Origin of the sequence: Microbacterium trichothecenolyticum (assembly GCF_030818955.1) — a bacterium.
Classification (GTDB): domain Bacteria; phylum Actinomycetota; class Actinomycetes; order Actinomycetales; family Microbacteriaceae; genus Microbacterium; species Microbacterium trichothecenolyticum_B.
This window is the reverse complement of sequence record NZ_JAUTBF010000001.1, coordinates 1,414,684-1,434,704: the sequence shown is the minus strand read 5'-3', so window position 1 is coordinate 1,434,704 and position 20,021 is coordinate 1,414,684. Positions and strand designations below refer to the sequence as shown.

At 71.3% G+C, this 20,021-nt stretch carries 17 protein-coding genes and 1 pseudogene; 8 read left to right on the top strand and 10 right to left on the bottom strand.

The window, feature by feature from the left end:
• Positions 1-43 precede the first annotated feature (43 nt).
• Positions 44-799 carry an MIP/aquaporin family protein gene (locus tag QE412_RS06875; RefSeq protein ID WP_307481491.1) on the bottom strand — a complete coding sequence of 252 codons (756 nt, stop codon included), beginning with the start codon at positions 797-799 and terminating at the stop codon, positions 44-46.
• 121 nt (positions 800-920) lie between these two features.
• Positions 921-2,639, bottom strand: a complete 1,719-nt coding sequence (locus QE412_RS06870) for a glycerol-3-phosphate dehydrogenase/oxidase (protein ID WP_307481488.1) — start codon at positions 2,637-2,639, stop codon at positions 921-923.
• Between the two features lie 108 nt (positions 2,640-2,747).
• On the opposite strand from QE412_RS06870, the gene QE412_RS06865 reads away from it, so the two are divergent.
• Positions 2,748-3,713: a sugar-binding transcriptional regulator gene (locus QE412_RS06865; RefSeq protein WP_307481487.1), complete on the top strand. Its 966-nt coding sequence runs from the start codon at positions 2,748-2,750 to the stop codon at positions 3,711-3,713.
• Between the two features lie 80 nt (positions 3,714-3,793).
• Positions 3,794-4,390, top strand: a complete 597-nt coding sequence (locus QE412_RS06860; RefSeq protein ID WP_307481485.1) for a hypothetical protein — start codon at positions 3,794-3,796, stop codon at positions 4,388-4,390.
• A gap of 9 nt (positions 4,391-4,399) precedes the next feature.
• Here the strand turns inward: QE412_RS06860 and dhaM are convergent, their stop codons facing one another.
• The 4 genes from dhaM to QE412_RS06840 all read right to left on the bottom strand — a co-directional run bounded on the left by dhaM (position 4,400) and on the right by QE412_RS06840 (position 7,578).
• Positions 4,400-5,134 carry a dihydroxyacetone kinase phosphoryl donor subunit DhaM gene (gene dhaM / locus QE412_RS06855; protein WP_307481483.1) on the bottom strand — a complete coding sequence of 245 codons (735 nt, stop codon included), beginning with the start codon at positions 5,132-5,134 and terminating at the stop codon, positions 4,400-4,402.
• Positions 5,131-5,769: a dihydroxyacetone kinase subunit DhaL gene (gene dhaL / locus QE412_RS06850; RefSeq protein ID WP_307481481.1), complete on the bottom strand. Its 639-nt coding sequence runs from the start codon at positions 5,767-5,769 to the stop codon at positions 5,131-5,133. The genes dhaM and dhaL overlap by 4 nt, the downstream gene beginning before the upstream one ends.
• Positions 5,766-6,761, bottom strand: coding sequence for a dihydroxyacetone kinase subunit DhaK (dhaK, locus tag QE412_RS06845; RefSeq protein WP_307481479.1), 996 nt, complete (start codon positions 6,759-6,761; stop codon positions 5,766-5,768). The genes dhaL and dhaK overlap by 4 nt, the downstream gene beginning before the upstream one ends.
• A gap of 115 nt (positions 6,762-6,876) precedes the next feature.
• Positions 6,877-7,578, bottom strand: coding sequence for a lysophospholipid acyltransferase family protein (locus tag QE412_RS06840; RefSeq protein ID WP_307487067.1), 702 nt, complete (start codon positions 7,576-7,578; stop codon positions 6,877-6,879).
• A gap of 181 nt (positions 7,579-7,759) precedes the next feature.
• Here QE412_RS06840 and QE412_RS06835 point away from each other — a divergent pair, with 181 nt between their 5' ends.
• Positions 7,760-8,719, top strand: coding sequence for an FKBP-type peptidyl-prolyl cis-trans isomerase (locus tag QE412_RS06835; protein WP_307481478.1), 960 nt, complete (start codon positions 7,760-7,762; stop codon positions 8,717-8,719).
• Positions 8,720-8,744: 25 nt separating this feature from the next.
• Positions 8,745-9,827 carry a 1-deoxy-D-xylulose-5-phosphate reductoisomerase gene (gene dxr, locus QE412_RS06830; protein ID WP_307481477.1) on the top strand — a complete coding sequence of 361 codons (1,083 nt, stop codon included), beginning with the start codon at positions 8,745-8,747 and terminating at the stop codon, positions 9,825-9,827.
• 182 nt (positions 9,828-10,009) lie between these two features.
• On the opposite strand, the pseudogene QE412_RS06825 reads toward dxr, so the two are convergent.
• Positions 10,010-11,669 (bottom strand): annotated as a pseudogene (locus QE412_RS06825) (Mur ligase family protein).
• Positions 11,670-11,756: 87 nt separating this feature from the next.
• Here QE412_RS06825 and QE412_RS06820 point away from each other — a divergent pair.
• Positions 11,757-13,073 (top strand): M50 family metallopeptidase, encoded by a 1,317-nt coding sequence (locus tag QE412_RS06820; RefSeq protein ID WP_307481476.1) that lies wholly within the window; start codon positions 11,757-11,759, stop codon positions 13,071-13,073.
• Positions 13,074-13,495: 422 nt separating this feature from the next.
• Here the strand turns inward: QE412_RS06820 and QE412_RS06815 are convergent, their stop codons facing one another.
• Positions 13,496-15,433: an anthranilate synthase family protein gene (locus tag QE412_RS06815; RefSeq protein ID WP_307481475.1), complete on the bottom strand. Its 1,938-nt coding sequence runs from the start codon at positions 15,431-15,433 to the stop codon at positions 13,496-13,498.
• Between the two features lie 208 nt (positions 15,434-15,641).
• Here QE412_RS06815 and ispG point away from each other — a divergent pair, with 208 nt between their 5' ends.
• Both ispG and QE412_RS06805 read left to right on the top strand, forming a co-directional pair.
• The gene (ispG, locus tag QE412_RS06810; protein WP_307481473.1) at positions 15,642-16,793 is read left to right on the top strand and encodes a flavodoxin-dependent (E)-4-hydroxy-3-methylbut-2-enyl-diphosphate synthase; all 1,152 of its coding nucleotides are present in this window, start codon (positions 15,642-15,644) and stop codon (positions 16,791-16,793) included.
• Between the two features lie 44 nt (positions 16,794-16,837).
• Positions 16,838-18,019 (top strand): benzoate/H(+) symporter BenE family transporter, encoded by a 1,182-nt coding sequence (locus QE412_RS06805; RefSeq protein ID WP_307481471.1) that lies wholly within the window; start codon positions 16,838-16,840, stop codon positions 18,017-18,019.
• 9 nt (positions 18,020-18,028) lie between these two features.
• Here QE412_RS06805 and pcp read toward each other — a convergent pair whose 3' ends face one another.
• Together pcp and QE412_RS06795 are read right to left on the bottom strand one after the other, a co-directional pair.
• The gene (gene pcp / locus QE412_RS06800) at positions 18,029-18,637 is read right to left on the bottom strand and encodes a pyroglutamyl-peptidase I (protein ID WP_307481469.1); all 609 of its coding nucleotides are present in this window, start codon (positions 18,635-18,637) and stop codon (positions 18,029-18,031) included.
• Positions 18,638-18,679: 42 nt separating this feature from the next.
• Positions 18,680-19,261 (bottom strand): NAD(P)H-dependent oxidoreductase, encoded by a 582-nt coding sequence (locus QE412_RS06795; RefSeq protein ID WP_307481468.1) that lies wholly within the window; start codon positions 19,259-19,261, stop codon positions 18,680-18,682.
• 118 nt (positions 19,262-19,379) lie between these two features.
• Between QE412_RS06795 and QE412_RS06790 the strand changes: the two genes are divergently transcribed.
• On the top strand, positions 19,380-19,970 hold the full coding sequence (locus QE412_RS06790) for a TetR/AcrR family transcriptional regulator (RefSeq protein WP_307481466.1): 591 nt from the start codon (positions 19,380-19,382) through the stop codon (positions 19,968-19,970).
• The last annotated feature ends 51 nt before the right edge of the window (positions 19,971-20,021 follow it).

The window sequence follows — 20,021 nt, the reverse complement described above, 5'->3', positions numbered from 1 at the left end:
CAGTGGTGTGAGAGGAAGGGGGAGGAGGATGGCGCCCGGGGCGTCACTTTCCGAGGCCGAGCAGGACCGGCGCCAGCAGACCCGCCAGGAGGCCACCGACGAGGGGACCGGCGACGGGCACCCACGCGTAGCCCCAGTCGCTCGATCCCTTGCCCTTGATCGGGAGGATCGCGTGGGCGATGCGGGGGCCGAGGTCACGGGCCGGGTTGATCGCGTAGCCGGTGGGGCCGCCGAGAGACGCGCCGATACCGACCACGAGCAGAGCCACCGGGACGGCGGCGAGTCCGCCGATGCCACCGGGAACGCCGATGTCGGCCACCCCGTAGTCGCCGAAGCCGAAGATGACGAAGACGAGAACGAAGGTCGCGATGACCTCGGTGAGGAAGTTGAAGCCGTAGGAGCGGATCGCCGGGCCGGTCGAGAAGACGCCGAGCTTCGCGGCCGGGTCGGGCTCATCGTCGAAGTGCTGCTTGTACGAGGCCCACGTGAGCACGGCACCGATGATCGCACCGACCATCTGGGCGGCGACGGCGACGAAGAACTGCGCGAGAGCGATCTTGCCGGCCACGAGCAGACCGATCGAGACGGCGGGGTTCAGCTGCGCGCCGGAGTAGGCGGAGACGATCACGCCGGCGAAGACCGCCAGCCCCCATCCCCAGTTGACCATCAGGGTGCCGCCGGCGTTGCCCTTGGTCTTGGCCAGAGCCACGTTGGCGACCACGCCGCAGCCCAACAGGATGAGCATCGCGGTGCCGACGACCTCCGAAAGGAAGTACAGCCCCAGGTTCACTTCTTGCATGTCGTCATCGACCTTTCTTCTGACCCCCGGACGTCGTTGCCTCGGGTGGTGGTGCGGCTCGGTGCTCCGAACCTATGGGGACCGTGCGGGCGCGCGACAGGTGGCGCGCCCGCACGTTCTCTCAGATTCGCGCGACGCCCGCCTCGGCGAGATCGACGCGGTGAGCGACGCGCAGGATCTCCGTCGTGCGGGCGATCTCGGCGTCGACGGTGGCGGTGTCCCACCCCAGCGGACCGGCGACCGCCTCGGCGACCTCGCGCAGCGTGCGCTCGGTCATGCCGCCCACGAAAGCGAGGTGGGTGCGGCGCAGGAGCACGTCGATCAGGTGCACGACCTGCTCGTTCTCGGCGATCCAGGCAAGCTCCTCGCGGTAGTAGCCGGGAGCATCGGGCACGGGCGTGGGCTCGGCGGGAAGGGCGGCGAGGATCGCGTCGGCGCGCGTGCCGTAGCGCTCGAGCATGGCATCCACGAGCTCGGCGGAGTGCGCATTCGTGCGCGCGGATACCCAGCGTCGTCGCTGCTCGGGCGTCGTCGGGAAGCCCGCGCCGCCGCCGATGGGCAGGCCCTGCGTGCTGATGCGGTGCGGGCGACGCAGCTTCTGCAGCGTCTTCATGCTCAGGTGCTCGGCCAGCGCGCGGAAGGTCGTCCACTTGCCGCCGACCAGGCTCATCGCGGGCACACCCGCGATCTCGTCCTCGACGATGCGGTAGTCGCGCGAGACGAAGCCCGGGGCGGTGTCGTCGTGGCGGGGGAGGGGGCGGATGCCCGAGAACGTGTAGACGATCTGGGAACGGTCCACCGCGATCTTCGGGAAGACGTGCCCGATGAGGTCGAAGAAGTACGCGATCTCGTCGTCGGTGCACACGACCGGCTTCGAGGGGTCGGCGTCGATGTCGGTGGTTCCGACGAGGACGCGGTCTTTCAGCGGGTAGATCAGCACGATGCGGCCGTCGGAGTGCTCGAAGAAGATCTCGCGGCCTCCGGTCGCGGCGAGCAGGTCGGGGTTGTCGAGCACGATGTGCGAGCCCTTGGTGCCGCCCATGAACTGCGTCTTCAGGCCCATAGCGGCGTTGGCGAGGTCTGTCCACGGCCCGGCGGTGTTGAGCACGACCTTGGCCGCGACGGTGAACTCCTCGCCGGACACCTCGTCGCGCACGCGCACGCCGTTCTCGTCGGCGCCGACGGCCGCGACGTAGTTGACGGCGTGGGCGCGGCCCGCGCCGGCCTCGATGCCGTCGCGCAGCACGTCGAGGGCGATCCGCTCGGGATCGTGCATCGACGCGTCGAAGTAGGTGGCGGTGTAGGCGAGGTCGGGGTTGAGCTGGGGGAGCTCGGCGAGCGACTTCTTCTTCCCCAGGAATTTGTGGCGGGGGACGGTTCCGCCGTCGCGCGAGAAGGTGTCGTACATGATGAGGCCGACCTTGATCAGCAGTGCACCGCGCTCGTTCGGCTTACCGCGCCCGTGGGTCACGAGCAGACGGAAGGGCGCCGACAGGATGCCGGAGAACGTCTTGTAGATCGGGATCGTCGTCTCGAGCGGCTTGACGTAGTGCGGGGCGGTCTTGAGCAGGTCGTTGCGCTCGGTGACGGCTTCCTTCACGAGACGGAACTCGCCGTTCTCGAGGTAGCGGATACCGCCGTGCACCATGTGACTCGAAGCGGACGAGGCGCCGGAGACGAAGTCGCCCCGTTCGACGAGGGCGACGCTGACGCCCTGCAGGGCCAGGTCGCGCAAAGTGGCGAGGCCGTTGATGCCCCCACCGATGATCAGGACGTCGAGGTCTTCGGCGTCGCGGAGCGCCTGTACATCGGCGCGGAGCGAAGTAGCGGGGGACGACATGTCGACTGCGACCTTTCGTTGTTGGTACGCAGTCAGAATGCGCCTGTGTGCACGTTGTTGCAAGCCCCTTGAACAAACGTGCACAATGGTCCGCGTGGTGATGAACGAATGGTGACGCAGGCGGAGGCGCGCTCTCGCGACGCGTTGCGGGCCGCACAGCTGTACTACCTGCAGGACCTGACGATGGATGCCATCGCGCACGAGATGCGCGTCTCGCGCTCGTCGGTGTCGCGCCTGCTGCAGCACGCCCGCGACGTCGGCCTCGTGACCATCTCGATCAGCCCGCCCGACGACGCCCGCGGCCAGATGGCACAGCGCATCGCCGACCGCTTCGGCATCACCGCGCACGTCGTGCCCACGCCCGCCCGCACATCGGAGGCCGAACGACTGGAGCGCACGGCGCTGACAGCGGCGCGCATCCTCGCCGAACGCGTCGAGTCGTCGATGACCATCGGCGTCGCCTGGGGCTCCACGCTGTCGGCTGTGGCGCGCCACGTACCCCAGAAAGACGTGCACGACACGCACATCGTGCAGATGAACGGTGCCGCCAACGTGCGTACCTCCGGCATCCCCTACGCGGGCGAGATCCTGTCGAAGTTCGGCGCGGCCTGGTCATCGTCGGTGCACCAATTCCCGGTGCCCGCGCTCTTCGACGACCCGCACACCAAGCGAGCGATGTGGCGCGAGCGCTCGGTCCGCTCGGTCCTGGAGATCCAGCAGCGCGTGGGCCTGTTCGTGTTCGGCCTCGGATCGCCCCACGCGGACGTGCCTTCGCACGTCTACAGCGGCGACTACTTCGACGAGCGCGACCGCGCGGTCATCGAGCGCGAGGGCGTCGTCGGCGACTGCGCCACGGTCTTCTATCGCGCCGACGGCTCCGACGACATCCCCGAGCTCAACGCCCGCTCCAGCGGACCCGACCTCGACACGGTGCGCCGCATCCCGCGGCGGTTCTGCGTGGTCTCGAGCCTGTCGAAACTCGACGGGCTGCGCGGCGCCCTCGCCGCCGACCTCGTCACCGAGCTCGTCGTGGAGGAGTCGCTCGCGCGGCGGTTGCTCAGCGTGACGCGGTGACAGGCATTGCCGGATCCCACGCTCCGCCGTCCGGGTGCCCCGCGAAAAAGCGTGTCGGAACCTGCCGCTAATGTCCGCGTATGAGCCTCGATACCGTCCAGAACTTCTTCCGCCTCACGCTCGACAACGTCTATCGCTTCGTGTGCGCCCTCTTCTTCCTCCTTGCAATCTCAGCAGGGAGCGAGGGGGTGACCCCGTTGCAGCAGACTGCCCGCCTCCTGTCGTGGCTCGCCATCCCGGCGGACTGGTTGGGGGTCGTCGAGGCGTGGCTCGGAGAACGAAGCGACGCGCTGATCAACGTGTCTACCCTGGGGTTGTTCATCGCCTTCTGCGCGTGTCTGACGGAGTCCTGGCTGAGCCGAGCCGGAGCGACGGTTCTCCTCGCGATCGGGTTCCTCATCCAAGCCGGTGCGGCGGTCCAGTTCTTGTGGACCGTGGGAACGCTGGCGGCAGGTCTCGCCGTGGGCATCGTGGCGGTCAGTGCCGTTCGACGCCGGCTCGGTTTCTCGGCGACCAGTTGGCTGTCGCCGGTCTTCTCGCGTCTCCAGAACCTCGCTCCGAGTCTGTTTCTCGCTCTTCTCGGAGCATTCGGCCCGTTGATGTGGCTCGTAGGAGAGGACCGAGCGCGGGCGGGTGAGACGCGGTCGACTCCCGTCCACGTATCCCAGGTGAATTAGCCGAGGGCCTCAGCGCTCGCCGAACCCGTCGTCGATCAGTGCGCGGAGTTCCTCGAGCGCCTGCGCGGCCTGCAGCCCTGTGGCGCTCACTCGTACGCGCGAACCTTGCCGTACGCCCAGAGCCATGAGCTCGAGCAAGCTGCGCGCCGAGGCCTCACCGCCGCCGGTGTCCAGGTCGACGATGCGGATGTCTGCGTCGTAGTGCGACGCGGCTTTCACGAACGTCGCAGCGGGGCGGGCGTGCAAGCCCGACGGATTGATGACCACCGCCTCGAAGGCCAGCTCCTCGTGCGGTGGGGTGTCGACGGATATCGCAGGCCCGAGGTCCTCGCTGTCGTCGGTCGTCTCGCCGAGCTGACCTCGCTTAGCTCGGTCGACCCCCGCCGCCTCCCCGGCGACCTCGTCGAGACCGGCGCCCCCCGCGGCGGTCACCACCGCTGCCACGAGACCCTCCACGAACGGTGCCGGACTCAGACGCACGCGCTCCGGCGCGGCGACGAAATCCAGCGCCGTCTCCGCGCTGAGGATCGCCGAGCCCAGGTCCATCAGCACCAGCACGCCGTCGCCACCGTCGGCCTCGTCGACCGCGGCGGCGATGGCGACGGCATCCGTTCCCAGATCGCCATCGGGACCGCCGGCGGCGACGAGCACCACGGGCGGTCGGTCTTCGCCCATCTGCAGGGCGAGGTGCACCGCCGCCTCGGCGAGGGCACGTGAATGCGAGACCGCGACGATACCGATCATCCGGCGGTCTCCAGGGCGTCGCGGAGGGCCTCGATCAGCAGGGTCGCCGACGTCGCGCCCGGGTCGAGGCGCCCCGCGCTGCGCTCGCCGAGGTAGCTCGCGCGACCCTTGCGGGCGACGAGCGGCTCGGTGCCGTCGCGGCCGCGGGCGGCGGCCTCGGCGGCAGCGCGGGCAGCCTCGGCCGCACCGGCGCCCGCGGCGACAGCGGCGTCCCACGCGTCGAGGGCGGGAGAGAGGGCGTCGATCATCGTCTTGTCGCCGAGCTCGGCCTTGCCCCGGGAGACGACCCCCTCGAGGCCGGCGCGCAGAGCCGCGCCCACCGCCGCGGCATCCACGTTCCCCGCCGACAGGGCCGGCCCCATCCGGAGGAAGAACGTGCCATAGAGCGGACCGCTCGCACCTCCCACCGACGACACGAGCGTCATCCCGACCGTCTTGAACAGTTCGGCCGGGCTCGCCGGCGCCGGGTCGAGCGTGGCGACGACCGCGTCGAGACCCCGCGCCATGTTCGAGCCGTGGTCGGCGTCGCCGATCTCGGAGTCCAGGCGGGTGAGCTCGTCTTTGTGCTGCTGCACGGCGTCGCGGAACGCCCGGATCCACCTGACGAGGTCGTCGATCGAGATCAAGCCGCTCACGCGCCCCACCTCAGTCCCGGCGTGACGACGGGAGCGTCCCACAGGCGCAGGATCTCGTCGTCGGCCTTCACGACCGTCAGGGACGCCCCGGCCATGTCGAGGCTCGTGATGTAGTCGCCGACGAGCACGCGCCGCACCTCGACGCCCGCCTCCGCCAGTAGCGGCGCGATCTCGCCGTACAGCAGGTACTGCTCGATGAGCGGCGTGCCGCCGAGACCCGACAGCATGACGATCGCGGGCCCCACGGCCTCGCCGACGTCGTGGACGATCGGATCGACCAGCATCCTCGCGATCTCATGAGCGGATGCCAGGCCCACGCGCGAGCGACCCGGTTCGCCGTGGATGCCGACACCGACCTCCATCTCGTCGTCGGGCAGGTCGAAGGTGGGGCGGCCGGCCGCCGGCACCGTGCAACTGCTGAGGGCCACGCCCATCGACCGTCCGGCGGCGGCCACCCGGCGGGCGAGTCCGGCCACGGCGGCGAGGTCTGCTCCCTCTTCGGCGAGAGCGCCGACGACTTTCTCGAGGATCACCGTCGTACCGGTCCCGCGGCGGCCCGCGGTCCACGTGGAGTCCTGCACGGCGACGTCGTCGGCGACGACGACCGTCTCGACCTGCACGCCCTCGGCCGCGGCGAGTTCGGCCGCCATCTCGAAGTTCAGCACGTCACCGGTGTAGTTCTTCACGATGTGCAGCACGCCGGCACCGGCATCGACGGCTCGCGTCGCGGCGAGCACCTGGTCGGGCGTGGGCGAGGTGAACACCTCGCCGGCCGCGGCGGCGTCGAGCATGCCGCGCCCGACGAAACCGCCGTGCAACGGTTCGTGGCCCGACCCGCCGCCCGATACCAGGGCGACCTTGCCCGCGCGCGTCGGTCGCGCCCTCAGGATGACACGGTTGTCGGCGTCCACTCGCAGGTCGGGATACGCGGCCGCGATACCGCGCAGGGCCTCGGCCAGCACGTCTGCCGGATCGTTGACGAACTTCTTCACGGTGCCTCCTCGTCGTGGCGTCGACGGCCGCCGACCGTCACACCCGACCCTGCTCGTCGCGCGTCGCCGCGTCAAGAGCGCGGGAGGCGGCGGTGCGGGGAGGCGCCGCTGCGGGTCAGAGCCGCTCGTGCGGGAGCGCCTGCTTGATGCGCTCGATGGTGCCGTGAGCGGGCGCCTCGTTGTACGCGTTCGCGAGCTCCTGCTCGCTGAGGGCGTGGATCGCGGCCATGATCTCGTCGGTCGCTGCGCGGCGCGCCCGTCCCGACGAGGCCGGGCCGTGCGAAGACAGGTCGAGGGGCGCCCCGAAACGCACCGTGATGCGCTCCTTCGTGGTCGGGATCTTCGCGCCCACCGGCATGACCTTGTCGGTGCCGATCAAACCCACCGGCACCACGGGCGCGCCCGTCTGCAGCGCCAGGAACGCCACGCCCGTGCGGCCCTTGTACAGTCGGCCGTCGAGCGACCGGGTGCCCTCGGGATACAGGGCGACCGCGCGACCGTCTTCCAGCAGTGCACGCTGCTGGTCGAGGGCGTCGAGCGCCTTCTGGCCGGCCCCTCGCTCGACGGGGATCGCGCCGATGGCGGTGAAGAACTGCCGCGACGCCCACTTCTCGAAGTACGCCGACTTCGCCATGAAATGCACCGGCCGGGGCGCGGCGACGGGGATGGCGATCGAGTCGATGAACGACAGGTGATTGCTGGCGAAGATGACCGGGCCCGTGCGCGGGACGTTGTCGCGGCCCTCGACGTGGGGCCGATAGACGGCGCGGGCGAGCGGGGCGATCAGCGAACGCCCGAGGACGTACGTCGCCCCCATCTGCTGCGGCACGGCGGCGGGGGGCTCGGCGGGCGCGTCGGTACTCACCCGTCGAGGCTACTAGCCGCCGCATGCCCGACCGTGCATGCCCGCCGCCTGCGCGATACCGGTCCGACTCCCAGGCGCGGCAAAGCCGGATGAGCGAGGATGGACGCTTCCCGTTCTCATCGAGAGGTCTCCCGTGCGCTTCCGCCCGATCGCGTCCCTGTCCCTCGCCGCCGCCGCGGTGCTGCTGCTGGCCGGGTGCTCCGGCTCCTCCGACCAGGCACAGACCCCCGATGCCAGCGCGACCCCGGATGCCGGAGCGTGCCAGACCCCGTTCACGGGCGACGTCCCCGCCGGCCTCGAGGTCTCGGGAGACTTCCAGGGCCCCGTCACGGTCACCCGTCCCGACGGCTTCGCCCCCGCCGGCATCCAGCGCAGCACCCTCATCGAGGGCACCGGCGCCGAGGTGAAGCCCGGAGACCTGGTCAAGGCGAACTACACGGTCATCGACGCGAGCACCGGTGAGGTCGCCCTCGACTCGCTCACGAGCGACCCGTCGGGGATGGACATGATCGTCAACGCGCAGCAGATCTTCGGTGCGGCCGTGTCGTGCGTTCCCATCGGCTCGCGCACCGTGTCGACCTTCCCCGCCGGCACCCTCGGCGAGGGCTCGCCCGCCTACGTGCTCGTCGCCGACTCGATCTCGGAGCTGCCGCTGCGCGCCGACGGCACGGAGGTCGCGCCGGTCGAGGGCATGCCGACGGTGACCTTCGCCGACAACGGCGCCCCCACGATCACGGTGCCCAGCACCCCCGCCCCCACCGAGACGCGCATCGAGAACCTGCGCCAGGGCGGCGGCGACGTCGTCAACCCCGGCGACACCGTGATCGTGCAGTACACCGGGGTGCTCTACGACGGCGGCACGGTCTTCGACTCCAGCTGGGACAAGGGCGCTCCCACGCAGTTCGCCACGACCGGGGTCGTGCCCGGCTTCAAGAAGGCGCTCGAAGGACAGACGGTGGGCTCGCAGGTCGTCGCCGTGATCCCGCCCGCCGACGGCTACGGGGATCAGGCCCAGGGCAGCATCCCGGCGGGCTCGACCCTCGTGTTCGTCGTCGACATCCTCGGGGTCCAGCACGCGGCGGCGGCTCAGTAAGGTCGGCGCTCAGTAGGCTGGCGTGATGCGTCGCGTCCTCATCCTCGGTTCCACCGGTTCGATCGGGACTCAGGCGCTCGACGTCATCCGCGCGAACGCCGACCGCTTCGAGGTCGTCGGCCTCGCCGCCGGGTCGGATCGAGCGGGGATGCAGGCGCAGGCCGATGAGTTCGGCGTCGCGCACACGGCGCTCGGCGCCGTCGAAGCCGAGCAGCTCGTGCGCGACGTCGAGGCGGACGTGGTGCTCAACGGCATCACCGGCTCGGTGGGGCTCGGCCCCACGATCGCGGCACTCGAGACGGGTCGAACGCTGGCGCTGGCCAACAAGGAGTCGCTGATCGTCGGCGGCCCGCTCGTCACCGCCCTCGCCGCCCCCGGGCAGATCGTCCCCGTCGACTCCGAGCACTCCGCCATCGCGCAGGCGCTGCGCTCCGGTGACGCCTCCGAGGTTCGTCGGCTCGTGCTCACGGCATCCGGGGGTCCGTTCCGCGGGCGCTCGCGCGAGCAGCTGACCGGAGTCACCCCCGCCGAGGCCCTCGCCCATCCCACATGGGACATGGGGCGGGTCGTCACGACGAACTCCGCCACGCTCGTCAACAAAGGCCTCGAGGTGATCGAGGCGCACCTGTTGTTCGACGTGGACTACGACCGCATCGACGTCACGGTGCACCCGCAGTCGATCGTGCACTCGATGGTCGAGTTCGTCGACGGCTCGACCATCGCGCAGGCCTCGCCGCCGGACATGCGCCTGCCCATCTCGCTCGGTCTCGACTGGCCGCGCCGCGTCGCCGGCGTCGGCGCGCCCCTGGACTGGACGCGGGCCTCGCAGTGGACGTTCGAGCCGCTCGATGAAGAAGCATTCGGGTCGGTGGCCCTGGCCAAACGGGTGGGGCGCGCGGGCGCGACGTATCCCGCGGTCTTCAACGCGGCGAACGAGCAGGCCGTCGACGCGTTCCACGAGAAGCGTCTGAGCTTCCTCGGCATCGTCGAGGTCATCGAGCGCGTCGTCGACCGCCACGAGCCGCCGACGGCTCTCACCCGGGACTCGCTCGCCGACGCCGAGGCGTGGGCGCGCCGAACGGCCGACGAGGTCATCGCCGCGCGCTGACGCCCCGCCCCGCCCCGCGGGTCGTGGTGCCGCGGGGGGGGGGGGGGGGGGGGGTGATGACTTGCGTCGAATGCTCTCGGAGGCGCCCGTTGCGCGTGCACTTGGCGCAAGTCAGCGGGGGCGCGGGTGGCGCGGTGCGCGAGGGCGCGGGTGGCGTGGGGCGGCGGCCACGCCGCCTCGCGTCAGGCGGGGAAGTCGACCGGGCGCTCGGGGTCGGACGACGGCGTCGAATCGGCGGGGTACGGCACCGGCCACTGGGGGTCTGGCACGGTCCACCCGGCGGCGCGCAGCGCGCGGCGTGACAGCTCGCGCGCCGAGTAGGGCGTGCGCACGCCCCGGATGTCGCGGTAGTCCTGGTGCCCGGGGCCGGCCCAGAGGATCGCGTCGCCGTCGCCCACGAGCTTCACAGCTTCGAGGATCGCCCGCTCGGGCGGGGTGAAGGCGTGGATCTCGGCGTCGGGTCGTGCTCGGCGCGCGCCCTCGACGAGCACCGCGCGAATGGCATCCGGATTCTCGTGGCGAGGGTGGTGGTCGGTGACGATGAGGATGTCACTGCCCTCGACGGCCGTGCGCCCCATGTCGTGACGCTTGGTCGCGTCGCGGTCGCCGTCGGCGCCGAACAGCATGACGACCTTGCCGGGCGTCACCCGGCGAATGGCCGCGAGCGTCTTCTCGAATGCATCGGGGGAGTGACCGAAGTCGACATACACCGCCGGGCCTTCGGCACCCGAGACGAGCTGCGTGCGGCCGGGGAGGGATGCCGCGATGCGGCCGCCGTCGAGGGCTTCGGCCAGACGCTCCCAGGCGTGGCCGGTCTCCAGCAGCATCACGATGGCGAGCCCGGCGTTGGCGGCCATGTGGCGACCGATCACGGGGACGACGGTGGTCAGGGCGCGCCCCGTCGCGGGAGCGGAGCGTGAACTCGGTGCCGTCCTGCCTCTCGTCGACGATCTCGACCGTCCAGTCGGCGTCGGCAGCGGGGTCGTGCGCGATCGCCGGAGTGATGATCGTGACGACGGGGATCTCGGCGCGCGCGGCGATCTCGGCGCCGGCGGGGGAGTCGAGGCACACGACGCCACGGCGCGCACGGTCGGGGCGGAACAGCGGCAGCTTCGCCTCGAAGTACTCGCGCATGTCGGCGTAGTCGTCAAGGTGGTCGTGCGTGAGGTTGGTGAACCCGGCGACGTCGAACACCAGGCCGTCGACGCGGTGGCGCGTCAGCGCCTGAGCGCTGACCTCGACGGCCACGGCCTCGACGCCGCGCTCGCGCATGAGAGCGAGCAGGGCGTGGAACTCCGACGCCTCCGGCGTGGTCAGCCGCGACACGATGACCTCGCCTGCGATGTGGCGCTCGGCCGTCGACGACAGACCCGTGACGATGCCGAGCTGGCCGAGGATGCCCTCCAGCAGGTGCGACACGCTCGTCTTGCCGTTGGTGCCGGTCGTGGCCAACAGCTGGGGGAGCTCGTCGTCGGCGCCGGTGCCGTACACCCAAGCCGACAGGTCGCCGAGCAGGGCGCGGGGGTCGCCGACCACGACGATCGGCAGACCCGCGGATGCCGCGATCTCGGCGCCGTCGGCATCGGTGACGACCGCGACGGCGCCGCGCTCGGCGGCGGTCGTGGCGAAGTCGGCCCCGTGGCGGTTCACGCCGCGGATGGCGACGAAGACCTCTCCGGGGCGCAGGTCCGCGGTGGCGAGGGTCAGGCCGGTGAGGGTCGTGCCCTCGACGTCGCCGACGCTGCGGACGCCGAAGCGTCGGGCCAGCTCCGCGAGATCGCGGCGGGGCGGTCGCTCCGGCCGGAGCACGGGCGGGAGGTTCGAGGGCGCGTCGGTCGGCATCTCATCCATTGTCTCATCCGGCGTCGCACAGACATCGCATCGCGGCCGCACGGGCGGTTCAAAGGCGGGCGGCGGTATCGTCGCGGGGTGACCGCGCTCGCCTTCCTCATCGGCGTCATCGTGCTCGTGATCGGCCTCGCCGTTTCGATCGCGCTGCACGAGATCGGGCATCTGCTGCCCGCCAAGCTCTTCGGCGTGCGCGTCGGTCAGTACATGATCGGCTTCGGGCCGACCCTGTGGTCCAAGCGCATCGGCGAGACCGAGTACGGCTTCAAAGCGCTCCCGCTCGGGGGTTTCATCTCGATGGCGGGTATGTACCCGCCCGCTGCCGAGGGCGCCGAGCCCGGTGCGAGACGTTCCCGTTTCTTCGCGACGATGGTGCAGGACGCGCGCGATGCGAACGCCGAGACGCTCATCGCCGCCGATGACCGGGTGTTCTACAAGCTGCCCGTGTGGAAGCGCGTGATCGTGATGCTCGGCGGTCCGCTGATGAACCTCGTGCTGGCGGTCGTGCTGTTCACGATCGCCCTCAGCGGCATCGGCGTGCAGCAGGGCACCACGACCGTCGCGTCGGTGTCGCAGTGCGTGATCCCCGCGAGCCAGCAGCGCGACGCGTGCACCTCGGCCGATCCGGTCGCCCCCGCCGCGGCTGCCGGCATCCAGCCCGGCGACAAGCTCGTGTCGGTCGACGGCACTCCCGTGTCGACCTTCGCCGACGCCGCCGCCATCATCCAGCGTTCGCCGGGAAAGCAGCTCTCGGTGGTGATCGAGCGCGGTGGCGCGCAGCAGACGGTGCAGTTCACGCCGCAGAGCACCGATCGCGCCGTCACCGACGACCGCGGTCGGCCCGTGACGGATGCCGCGGGCCAGCCCGAGTACGAGACGGTCGGCTTCGCGGGGCTCCTCGCGCAGAAGGCGCTGGTCCCGCAGCCGATCTGGTCGGGCGCCGACGCGACGGGGCAGTACGTCGGCCAGGTGGTGCAGATCGTGTCGCAGCTGCCCGTGCGCATCTACGATGTCGCCGTCGACACCCTCACGGGCCAGCCCCGCGACGCGAACAGCCCCATGAGCGTCGTCGGCGCGGGCCGCCTCGCGGGCGACATCGCCGCGGTCGACGCACCGATCCTCGATCGGGTGCAGTCGATCATCGCCTTGCTCGCGGGCCTGAACGTCGCCCTCTTCGTCTTCAACCTCATCCCCCTGCTGCCCCTCGACGGCGGGCACGTCGTGGTCGCGCTGTGGGACGGGATCAAGCGCTGGTTCGCGCGCCTGCGCGGCAAAGTCGCTCGCCCCGTGGACGCCACGAAGCTCGTCCCCGTGACGTTCGTCGTCGTGGTGCTGCTGGTGGGGATGGGCGGCATCCTGTTCCTGGCCGACATCTTCAACCCGGTGCAGCTGCTCTAATCAGCCTCGATGTGCCGGCGGCACCGGGCGTTCGTGGGCCGGGGCCGGTGGCCTGCCGTCGTTGATGCGTGTCGCCGTTGATGCGGCGCCGGTGGGGCGGCGCACATCTCCTGCACACCGACGCGGTTCGCGCCAGCGGTGCGGCGATGCCGCCGGTTATGCAGGAGTTGTGCGCCGGGTGGGGGGTCTCATCGCGTCGCGCGTGCGGGTGGCGCCGCGGTCTCGGGCCCGGGTGCGGTCTCGACACAGCTCCTGCAGATCGCAAACGTCGCGTTGTCGGTGGGGCGGGCGGCGGGTTTGTGCAGGAGTTGTGCGGCGCGGCGCGCGGGCGCGGCGGCGCGAGCGCGGGCGCGCGCAGGAAGTAGCCGTGCGGCCGCGCGCCGACCTGCCGGGCCGCCGCGCGGCCCGGCCGCCAGGGCGGCTCAGAGCACGTGCGAGATCAGCCGCTCGAGCGTGCGCATGCCGTCGCGCGACAGGATCGACTCGAGGTGTCCCTGAACGCTCGCGTAGCCGGGGCCGCGCAGCGCGTAGACGTCGCCGGTCTCGGCATCCGCCGCCACGTCGGTGACGATCTCGGTCACCACCGCGCCATCGCCGATCGTCATGCCCCGCTGGGTGTCTCCGGGCGCGACACGCGCCGTGAACGTGTTGTAGAAGCCGATCGAGGCCGGCTCGCCGAACACGTCGACGTTCTTCTGCAGGCCCTGGTGGGGCTGGGCGAGGGGCGCGAGGTCGATGCCGAGCGAATCGGCCAGGATCTGGTGGCTCAGGCAGACGGCGAGCAGCGGCGCGCCGGACGCGCGGCGGTGAGCCACGACGTGGCGCATCGCCTCCATGCGCGGGCTGTCGTCGCGCGGGTCGCCGGGACCGGGGCCGGAGACGACGAGGTCGGCGGCATCCAGCTCGGCATCCGTGACGTCCGACCACGGCACGATGCGGGTGTCGAGCCCCAGGTGGCGCAGCTGGTGAGCGAGCATCGTGGTGAAGCGGTCCTCGGCATCCACGACGAGCGCGGTGCGCCCGGCGAACGGGCCCGAGCCGTCGGGGTCTTGCGGGTTCATCCAGAACGGCGCCAGACGGTCGTTGCGGGATGCCAGCAGCTCGGCGATTGCGGGATCCTCCGCGAGCGGGCGCCGCGGGGCGGCGGGGGCGTCGGGGTCGGCATCCGGGGCCGCTTTCGGCACATCGCGCGGGATCGCGCCGATCGCCCCCAGCACGCCGGCGGCCTTGCCGTGGGTCTCGCCGACCTCGCCGTACGGGTCGGAGTGACGCACGAGGGTCGCGCCGACGGGCACGCGCAGGCGTCCGTCGACGAGGTAGGCGGTGCGGATGAGGATCGGGGCGTCGAGATCGTGCGTCGGCCCCTCTGCGGCGCCGTTCGGGGTGAACAGGGCCGCAACGCCCGAGTAGTAGCCGCGCGGGGTGGTCTCGTGGCGGGCGATGACCGTGCACGCGTTCTGCATCGGCGAGCCGGTGACCGTGGGGGCGAACATCGTCTCGCGCAGGATGTCGCGCGGGTCGAGGTCGCTGCGCCCGCGCAGCATGTACTCGGTGTGGGTCAGGCGCGACATCTCCTTGAGGTGCGGCCCGGTGATGCGGCCGCCGTCGCTGCAGACGGCGCTCATCATCTTGAGCTCCTCGTCGACGACCATGAAGAGTTCCTCGGTCTCTTTGGTCGAGCGCAGGAACTCCGCCAGCGTCTCGGCGGTGGCGCCCCCGGCCGGGTGGCGGAACGTCCCCGAGATGGGGTTCATCGTGACGACGCCGTCTTGCGCGCTCACGTGCGCCTCGGGGCTCGCCCCCACCGCGATGTGCCCGTCGGTGACGACCGCGAACGTCCAGTACGCGCCCTTCTCGTGCTCGAGGAGCGCCCGGAACCACGTCAGCGCGGCGATGCGCGGATCGACGTCGACGCCGGCGACGAAGTCGCGACGGATGACGAAGTTCGCCCCCTCGCCCCGACCGATCTCGTCGGAGATCACCCGGCGCACGATGTCGGCGTACTCCTCGTCGGCGATGTCGAAACCGGCATCAGCGAGCGGCACGGGGGAGGAGGGGAGGGATGCCATCGCCTCGGCGCGGTCGATCGAGACGCGCTCGTCGATGACGAGGCAGCGCAACGGCGCGTCGTCGTCGTGGCAGACGAAGCCGCGCTCGCGCACCTGCCGGTACGGCACCAGGGCGAGCACTTCGCGCGCGGTGCCCGCGGCGTCCGTCAGGGGGATGTCGGCCAGCAGGTCGACGTCGACGACGTCGCCGGTGAGCACCTCGACGGTCGCGCCGTCGCGGGCGATCAGGGCGAAGGGCGTGGAGCCCGCGGCCAGGTCGTGGAGGAGCGAGGAGTGGTCGGGACCGGTCATCGAGATGTCTTTTCGTTCGTGAGAGAGGGTCCGAAACGGCCGCAGGAAACACGAAGACCGCCCGGATTCCCCAGGGGGAGGGCGGTCTGTTGCATGCGCGCGCACCGCCTAGACGGTGAGCCACCAGGATGTGTACGAGCGCATGGGGCCGAACCTACCACAGGGCGCCTTCAGCGCCCGTCCGGGTGGGGCGGCGTAGGCTGTGGGCGTGCCTGCAGTGAACATCGGGATGCCCCGCGTGCCGGAGGTCCTCGCGCCTCGTCGCAAGACCCGTCAGATCAAGGTCGGCAAGGTGCTCGTCGGCGGTGACGCCCCCGTGAGCGTCCAGTCGATGACCACGACGCCGACGACCAACATCAACGCCACGCTCCAGCAGATCGCCGAGCTCACGGCATCCGGGTGCGAGATCGTGCGCGTGGCCGTCCCGTCGCAGGACGACGCCGACGTGCTGCACATCATCGCGAAGAAGAGCCAGATCCCGGTCATCGCCGACATCCACTTCCAGCCGAAGTACGTCTTCCAGGCGATCGACGCCGGGTGCGGTGCGGTGCGCGTGAACCCCGGCAACATCCGCAAGTTCGACGACCAGGTCGGCGCGATCGCCGCGGCCGCGAAGGCGGCGGGTGTGTCGCTGCGCATCGGCGTCAACGCGGGCTCGCTCGACCGTCGCCTGCTCGAGAAGTACGGCAAGGCCACGCCCGAGGCGCTCGTCGAGAGCGCCGTGTGGGAGGCCTCGCTGTTCGAGGAGCACGACTTCCACGACTTCAAGATCTCGGTCAAGCACAACGACCCGATCGTCATGGTAAAGGCCTACCGCCTGCTCGCCGAACGGGGCGACTGGCCCCTGCACCTCGGCGTGACCGAGGCGGGCCCCGCGTTCCAGGGCACGATCAAGAGCGCCACGGCCTTCGGCATCCTGCTCTCCGAGGGCATCGGCGACACCATCCGCGTCTCGCTCTCGGCGCCCCCGGCCGAAGAGGTCAAGGTCGGTCACCAGATCCTGCAGTCGCTCAACTTGCGCGAGCGCAAGCTCGAGATCGTCTCGTGCCCCTCGTGCGGCCGCGCGCAGGTCGACGTGTACACGCTCGCCGACGACGTCACCGAGGGCCTGAAGGACATGACCGTGCCGCTGCGCGTGGCCGTCATGGGCTGCGTCGTGAACGGCCCCGGCGAGGCGCGCGACGCCGACCTGGGAGTCGCCTCCGGCAACGGCAAGGGCCAGATCTTCGTCAAGGGCGAGGTCATCAAGACCGTCCCCGAGTCCGAGATCGTGCGCACTCTCATCGAGGAGGCCAACCGCCTCGCCGACGAGATGGGCCCGGATGCCGCGCCGGGTACGGCGCAGGTCGTCACGGTCTGAGTCGTCCGGCGCCGCGCGCCGCGTCCGCTAACGTCGAGAGTCTCATGCCCGGTTCCGACGTCTCCCTCACCCGTCCGCTGATCGCGGGGGTCGTGACGGCCCTGGTCGGGTTCACGAGCACGTTCGCCGTCGTCCTCACCGGTCTGCGCTCGGTCGGAGCGACGCCGGAGCAGGCGGCGAGCGGCCTGCTGGCGATCACGCTCGTCGTCGGCGTCGGCTGCATCGTGTTGGCCTCGCGCTATCGCATCCCGATCACGGTGGCGTGGTCGACACCGGGCGTCGCGCTGCTCGCGGCGACCGGCGCGGTCGACGGCGGGTGGCCCGCGGTGGTGGGCGGCTTCTTCGTGTGTGCCGCGCTCATCCTCTGCACGGCGCTGTTCCCGCCGCTCGGCGCGCTGATCGCACGCATCCCGCCCTCGATCGCGCAGGCCATGCTTGCGGGCGTCCTCCTGCCCCTGTGCGTCGCCCCGTTCCTCGGTCTGGTAGACGATCCGTGGGGCGTGGCGCCCGTGCTGATCGTGTGGCTGGTGGCATCCCGCCTCCTTCCGCGTTGGGCCGTTCCGCTCGCGTTCGTGGCGGCGATCGTCGTGGTCGCCGTGTCGCTGTCGCGAACGGGGGCGGACCTGGATGCCGCGAGCCTCGTGCCGCAGTTCGCGTTCACCGCCCCGACGCTGACGATCGGCTCGGTGGTCGGCGTCGCGCTGCCGTTGTTCGTGGTGACGATGGCGTCGCAGAACGTCCCCGGTGTCGCCGTCATGCGCAGCCTCGGCTACACGATCCCGTGGCGCCCGGCGATGCTCGTCACCGGCACGGGGTCGATGCTCGCGGCCACCGCGGGCGGACACGCGGTCAACCTCGGTGCCATCAGCGCCGCGATCGCGGCCGGCCCCGACGCGCACCCCGACCCGAAGCGGCGCTGGGTCGCGGGAGTCTCGGCCGGCGCGACCTACCTGGTGCTGGGCGCGCTCTCGGCCGCGTTCGCGGCGATCGTGCTCCTCGCACCCGAAGGCGTCATCCCGGCGGTCGCGGGGGTCGCACTGTTCGCGGCCTTCGGGTCGGCCATCCAGCAGGCGATCGACGACCCGGGCGAGCGGACGCCCGCGGTCGTGACGTTCCTCGTCGCGGCATCGGGGATCGCGATCGCCGGCGTCAGCGCGGCGTTCTGGGCACTCGTCACCGGTCTGCTCGTGCGCGCGGTGCTGCACCTCGGGCGGCGCCGGGCTTGACGCGGCGGTTCAGTGGAGGGAGCCGCCGACGGTCGCGACATCGTCGGTGACGTCGATCGCCGTGCGCACCGCGATCTCCAGGGCGCGCACGGTGTCGTGCAGCGGGAGGGCGCTCGCCGACGGCACGTGCACGAAACCCGCTCGCGTGCCCGGGCCGACGGCATCCAACGCCGTGAACATCACGTGGTTGCAGACGAACGTCCCGGCAGAGTACGAGACGGCCGCGGGGATACCGGCGTCGCCGACAGCCGCCGTGATCGCTTTCACCGGGAGCGTCGCGAAGTGGGCGGCGGGGGCGTCCTCGACGACCGGCTGGTCGACGGGCTGGGCGCCGTCGTTGTCGGGGATGCGGGCGTCGGCGAGGTTGATCGCGACGCGCTCGGGGGTGACCTGCGTCCGGCCGCCCGCGAGACCCGTCGCGATCACGAGATCGGGGCGATGTTCGTCGAGGAGCTGCCGCACCCGCGCCGCCGCCGCGGAGAAGGCGACCGGCAGCACCTCGACGATCAGCTTCTCGTCGCCGGTCCATCGTTCGCCGACGGCCCGCACGGCATCGCCGGACGGGTTCGCGGCGTCGCCCCCGAAGGGTTCGAAGCCGGTGAGGAGCACGGTGGTCACCCCTCCAGGCTATGTCGCGCGGGCTCTGTCGCGGCTGCCCGTTCAGGCGCCGACGCCGGCGGTCGCGCGCGCGTCGCGGCGTGCGATCCGCTCGACCACGCTGAGCCACGCCGCGCGGGTGCGTTCGTCGGCGGTGCGGACCGAGGGAAAACGCGTCGTGCGCACGGTATCGACCCCGCAGAACCGCATCGTCTGGTTCCGCACCTGCCGGACGGTGGGATCGCCGGTCCACGCCAGGAACCAGCGCGGAGAGTCGCTCGTGACCAGCAGGCGCCCCGTGCGGGCCGGTAGGAGCCCTTCCGGGAGTCCGTTGGGGCGGTAGCGGTACGTCTGCTTGGGCAGGAGGACGCGGTCGAAGAAGCCCTTGAGGAGCGCCGGCGTCGCGGCCCACCAGACGGGGGTGGCCACGACCAGGTGCGACGCGGTGAGAAGCGCGTCGAGGGCGCGCTCGAGGTCGGGCTCGAGCGGCTGCGGGCTGCGGTACCCGCCGCGCAGGATGGGGTCGAAATCCAGGTCGCGGACGGCGAGGAGCTCGGCGTCACCGTGCGCCTCGGCATAGCGGCGCGCGAGGGTGGCGGTGAGGGAGTCGGCCGCGGGGTGGCCGTCGATGACGAGGGCGGTCATGGTGTTCCTATCTGGTCACTGTCAAGAATCTGGACAGGAGCAAGATAGCGCGATGTCCCACCGGTTGTCGAGAGCGCGTCGAGGTGCGGCAGCCCGCACGGCGTCTAGCATCTTGCGTGTGTCCACATCGACGACGTATCACCACGGAGACCTCGGGCCGGCCCTCCTGGCGGCCGCGGACGAGCTGCTCGTCTCCGGTGGTGTGGGGGCGCTGAGCCTGCGCGAGGTCGCCCGGCGAGCGGGCGTGAGTCACAACGCGCCCTATCACCACTTCGCCGACCGGAAAGCGCTGCTGAAACGGCTGTCGGAACGGCACATGGGCCAGCTGCTCGACGCCCAGCGGCGGGCGTACGAGGCAGCCCCCGCGGGGTCGGCATCGCTTCGCGCGATCGCCGAGGCCTACCTCGACTACGCGGTGACGCACCCCCAGGGCTTCGCTCTCGTCTTCGACCCCGAGATCTGCGTCCCCGGCTCGCCCACCCCGACGATGGCCCCGCTCATCCGTGCCAACGAAGACCTCCTCGCCGACGTGCTGACGACGATGGATCCGTCCCTGCGAGGTACGGAGCTGGAGGCCGCCGTCGCCGCCGTCTGGTCGTTCGCCCACGGCATGGCGACGCTCGTCGTCGCGGGGCATCTGCCGCGCGAGGGGATGGCGTCCGGGCTCGCCGCGCTGATGTCTCTCGCGCGCACCGTTCCCGAGGGATGACGCGCATGATCTCCGGCGGGCCGCACGGGCCGCGGCGAAGCGCCCGGGCGA

Bases quoted from the DNA above. Each gene is read 5' to 3' on its own strand.
- QE412_RS06875 (WP_307481491.1), bottom strand. From the start codon at position 799: ATGCAAGAAGTGAACCTGGGGCTGTACTTCCTTTCGGAGGTCGTCGGC.
- QE412_RS06870 (WP_307481488.1), bottom strand. From the start codon at position 2,639: ATGTCGTCCCCCGCTACTTCGCTCCGCGCCGATGTACAGGCGCTCCGC.
- QE412_RS06865 (WP_307481487.1), top strand. From the start codon at position 2,748: ATGGTGACGCAGGCGGAGGCGCGCTCTCGCGACGCGTTGCGGGCCGCA.
- QE412_RS06860 (WP_307481485.1), top strand. From the start codon at position 3,794: ATGAGCCTCGATACCGTCCAGAACTTCTTCCGCCTCACGCTCGACAAC.
- dhaM (WP_307481483.1), bottom strand. From the start codon at position 5,134: ATGATCGGTATCGTCGCGGTCTCGCATTCACGTGCCCTCGCCGAGGCG.
- QE412_RS06840 (WP_307487067.1), bottom strand. From the start codon at position 7,578: ATGGGGGCGACGTACGTCCTCGGGCGTTCGCTGATCGCCCCGCTCGCC.
- dxr (WP_307481477.1), top strand. From the start codon at position 8,745: ATGCGTCGCGTCCTCATCCTCGGTTCCACCGGTTCGATCGGGACTCAG.
- QE412_RS06815 (WP_307481475.1), bottom strand. From the start codon at position 15,433: ATGACCGGTCCCGACCACTCCTCGCTCCTCCACGACCTGGCCGCGGGC.
- QE412_RS06805 (WP_307481471.1), top strand. From the start codon at position 16,838: ATGCCCGGTTCCGACGTCTCCCTCACCCGTCCGCTGATCGCGGGGGTC.
- QE412_RS06795 (WP_307481468.1), bottom strand. From the start codon at position 19,261: ATGACCGCCCTCGTCATCGACGGCCACCCCGCGGCCGACTCCCTCACC.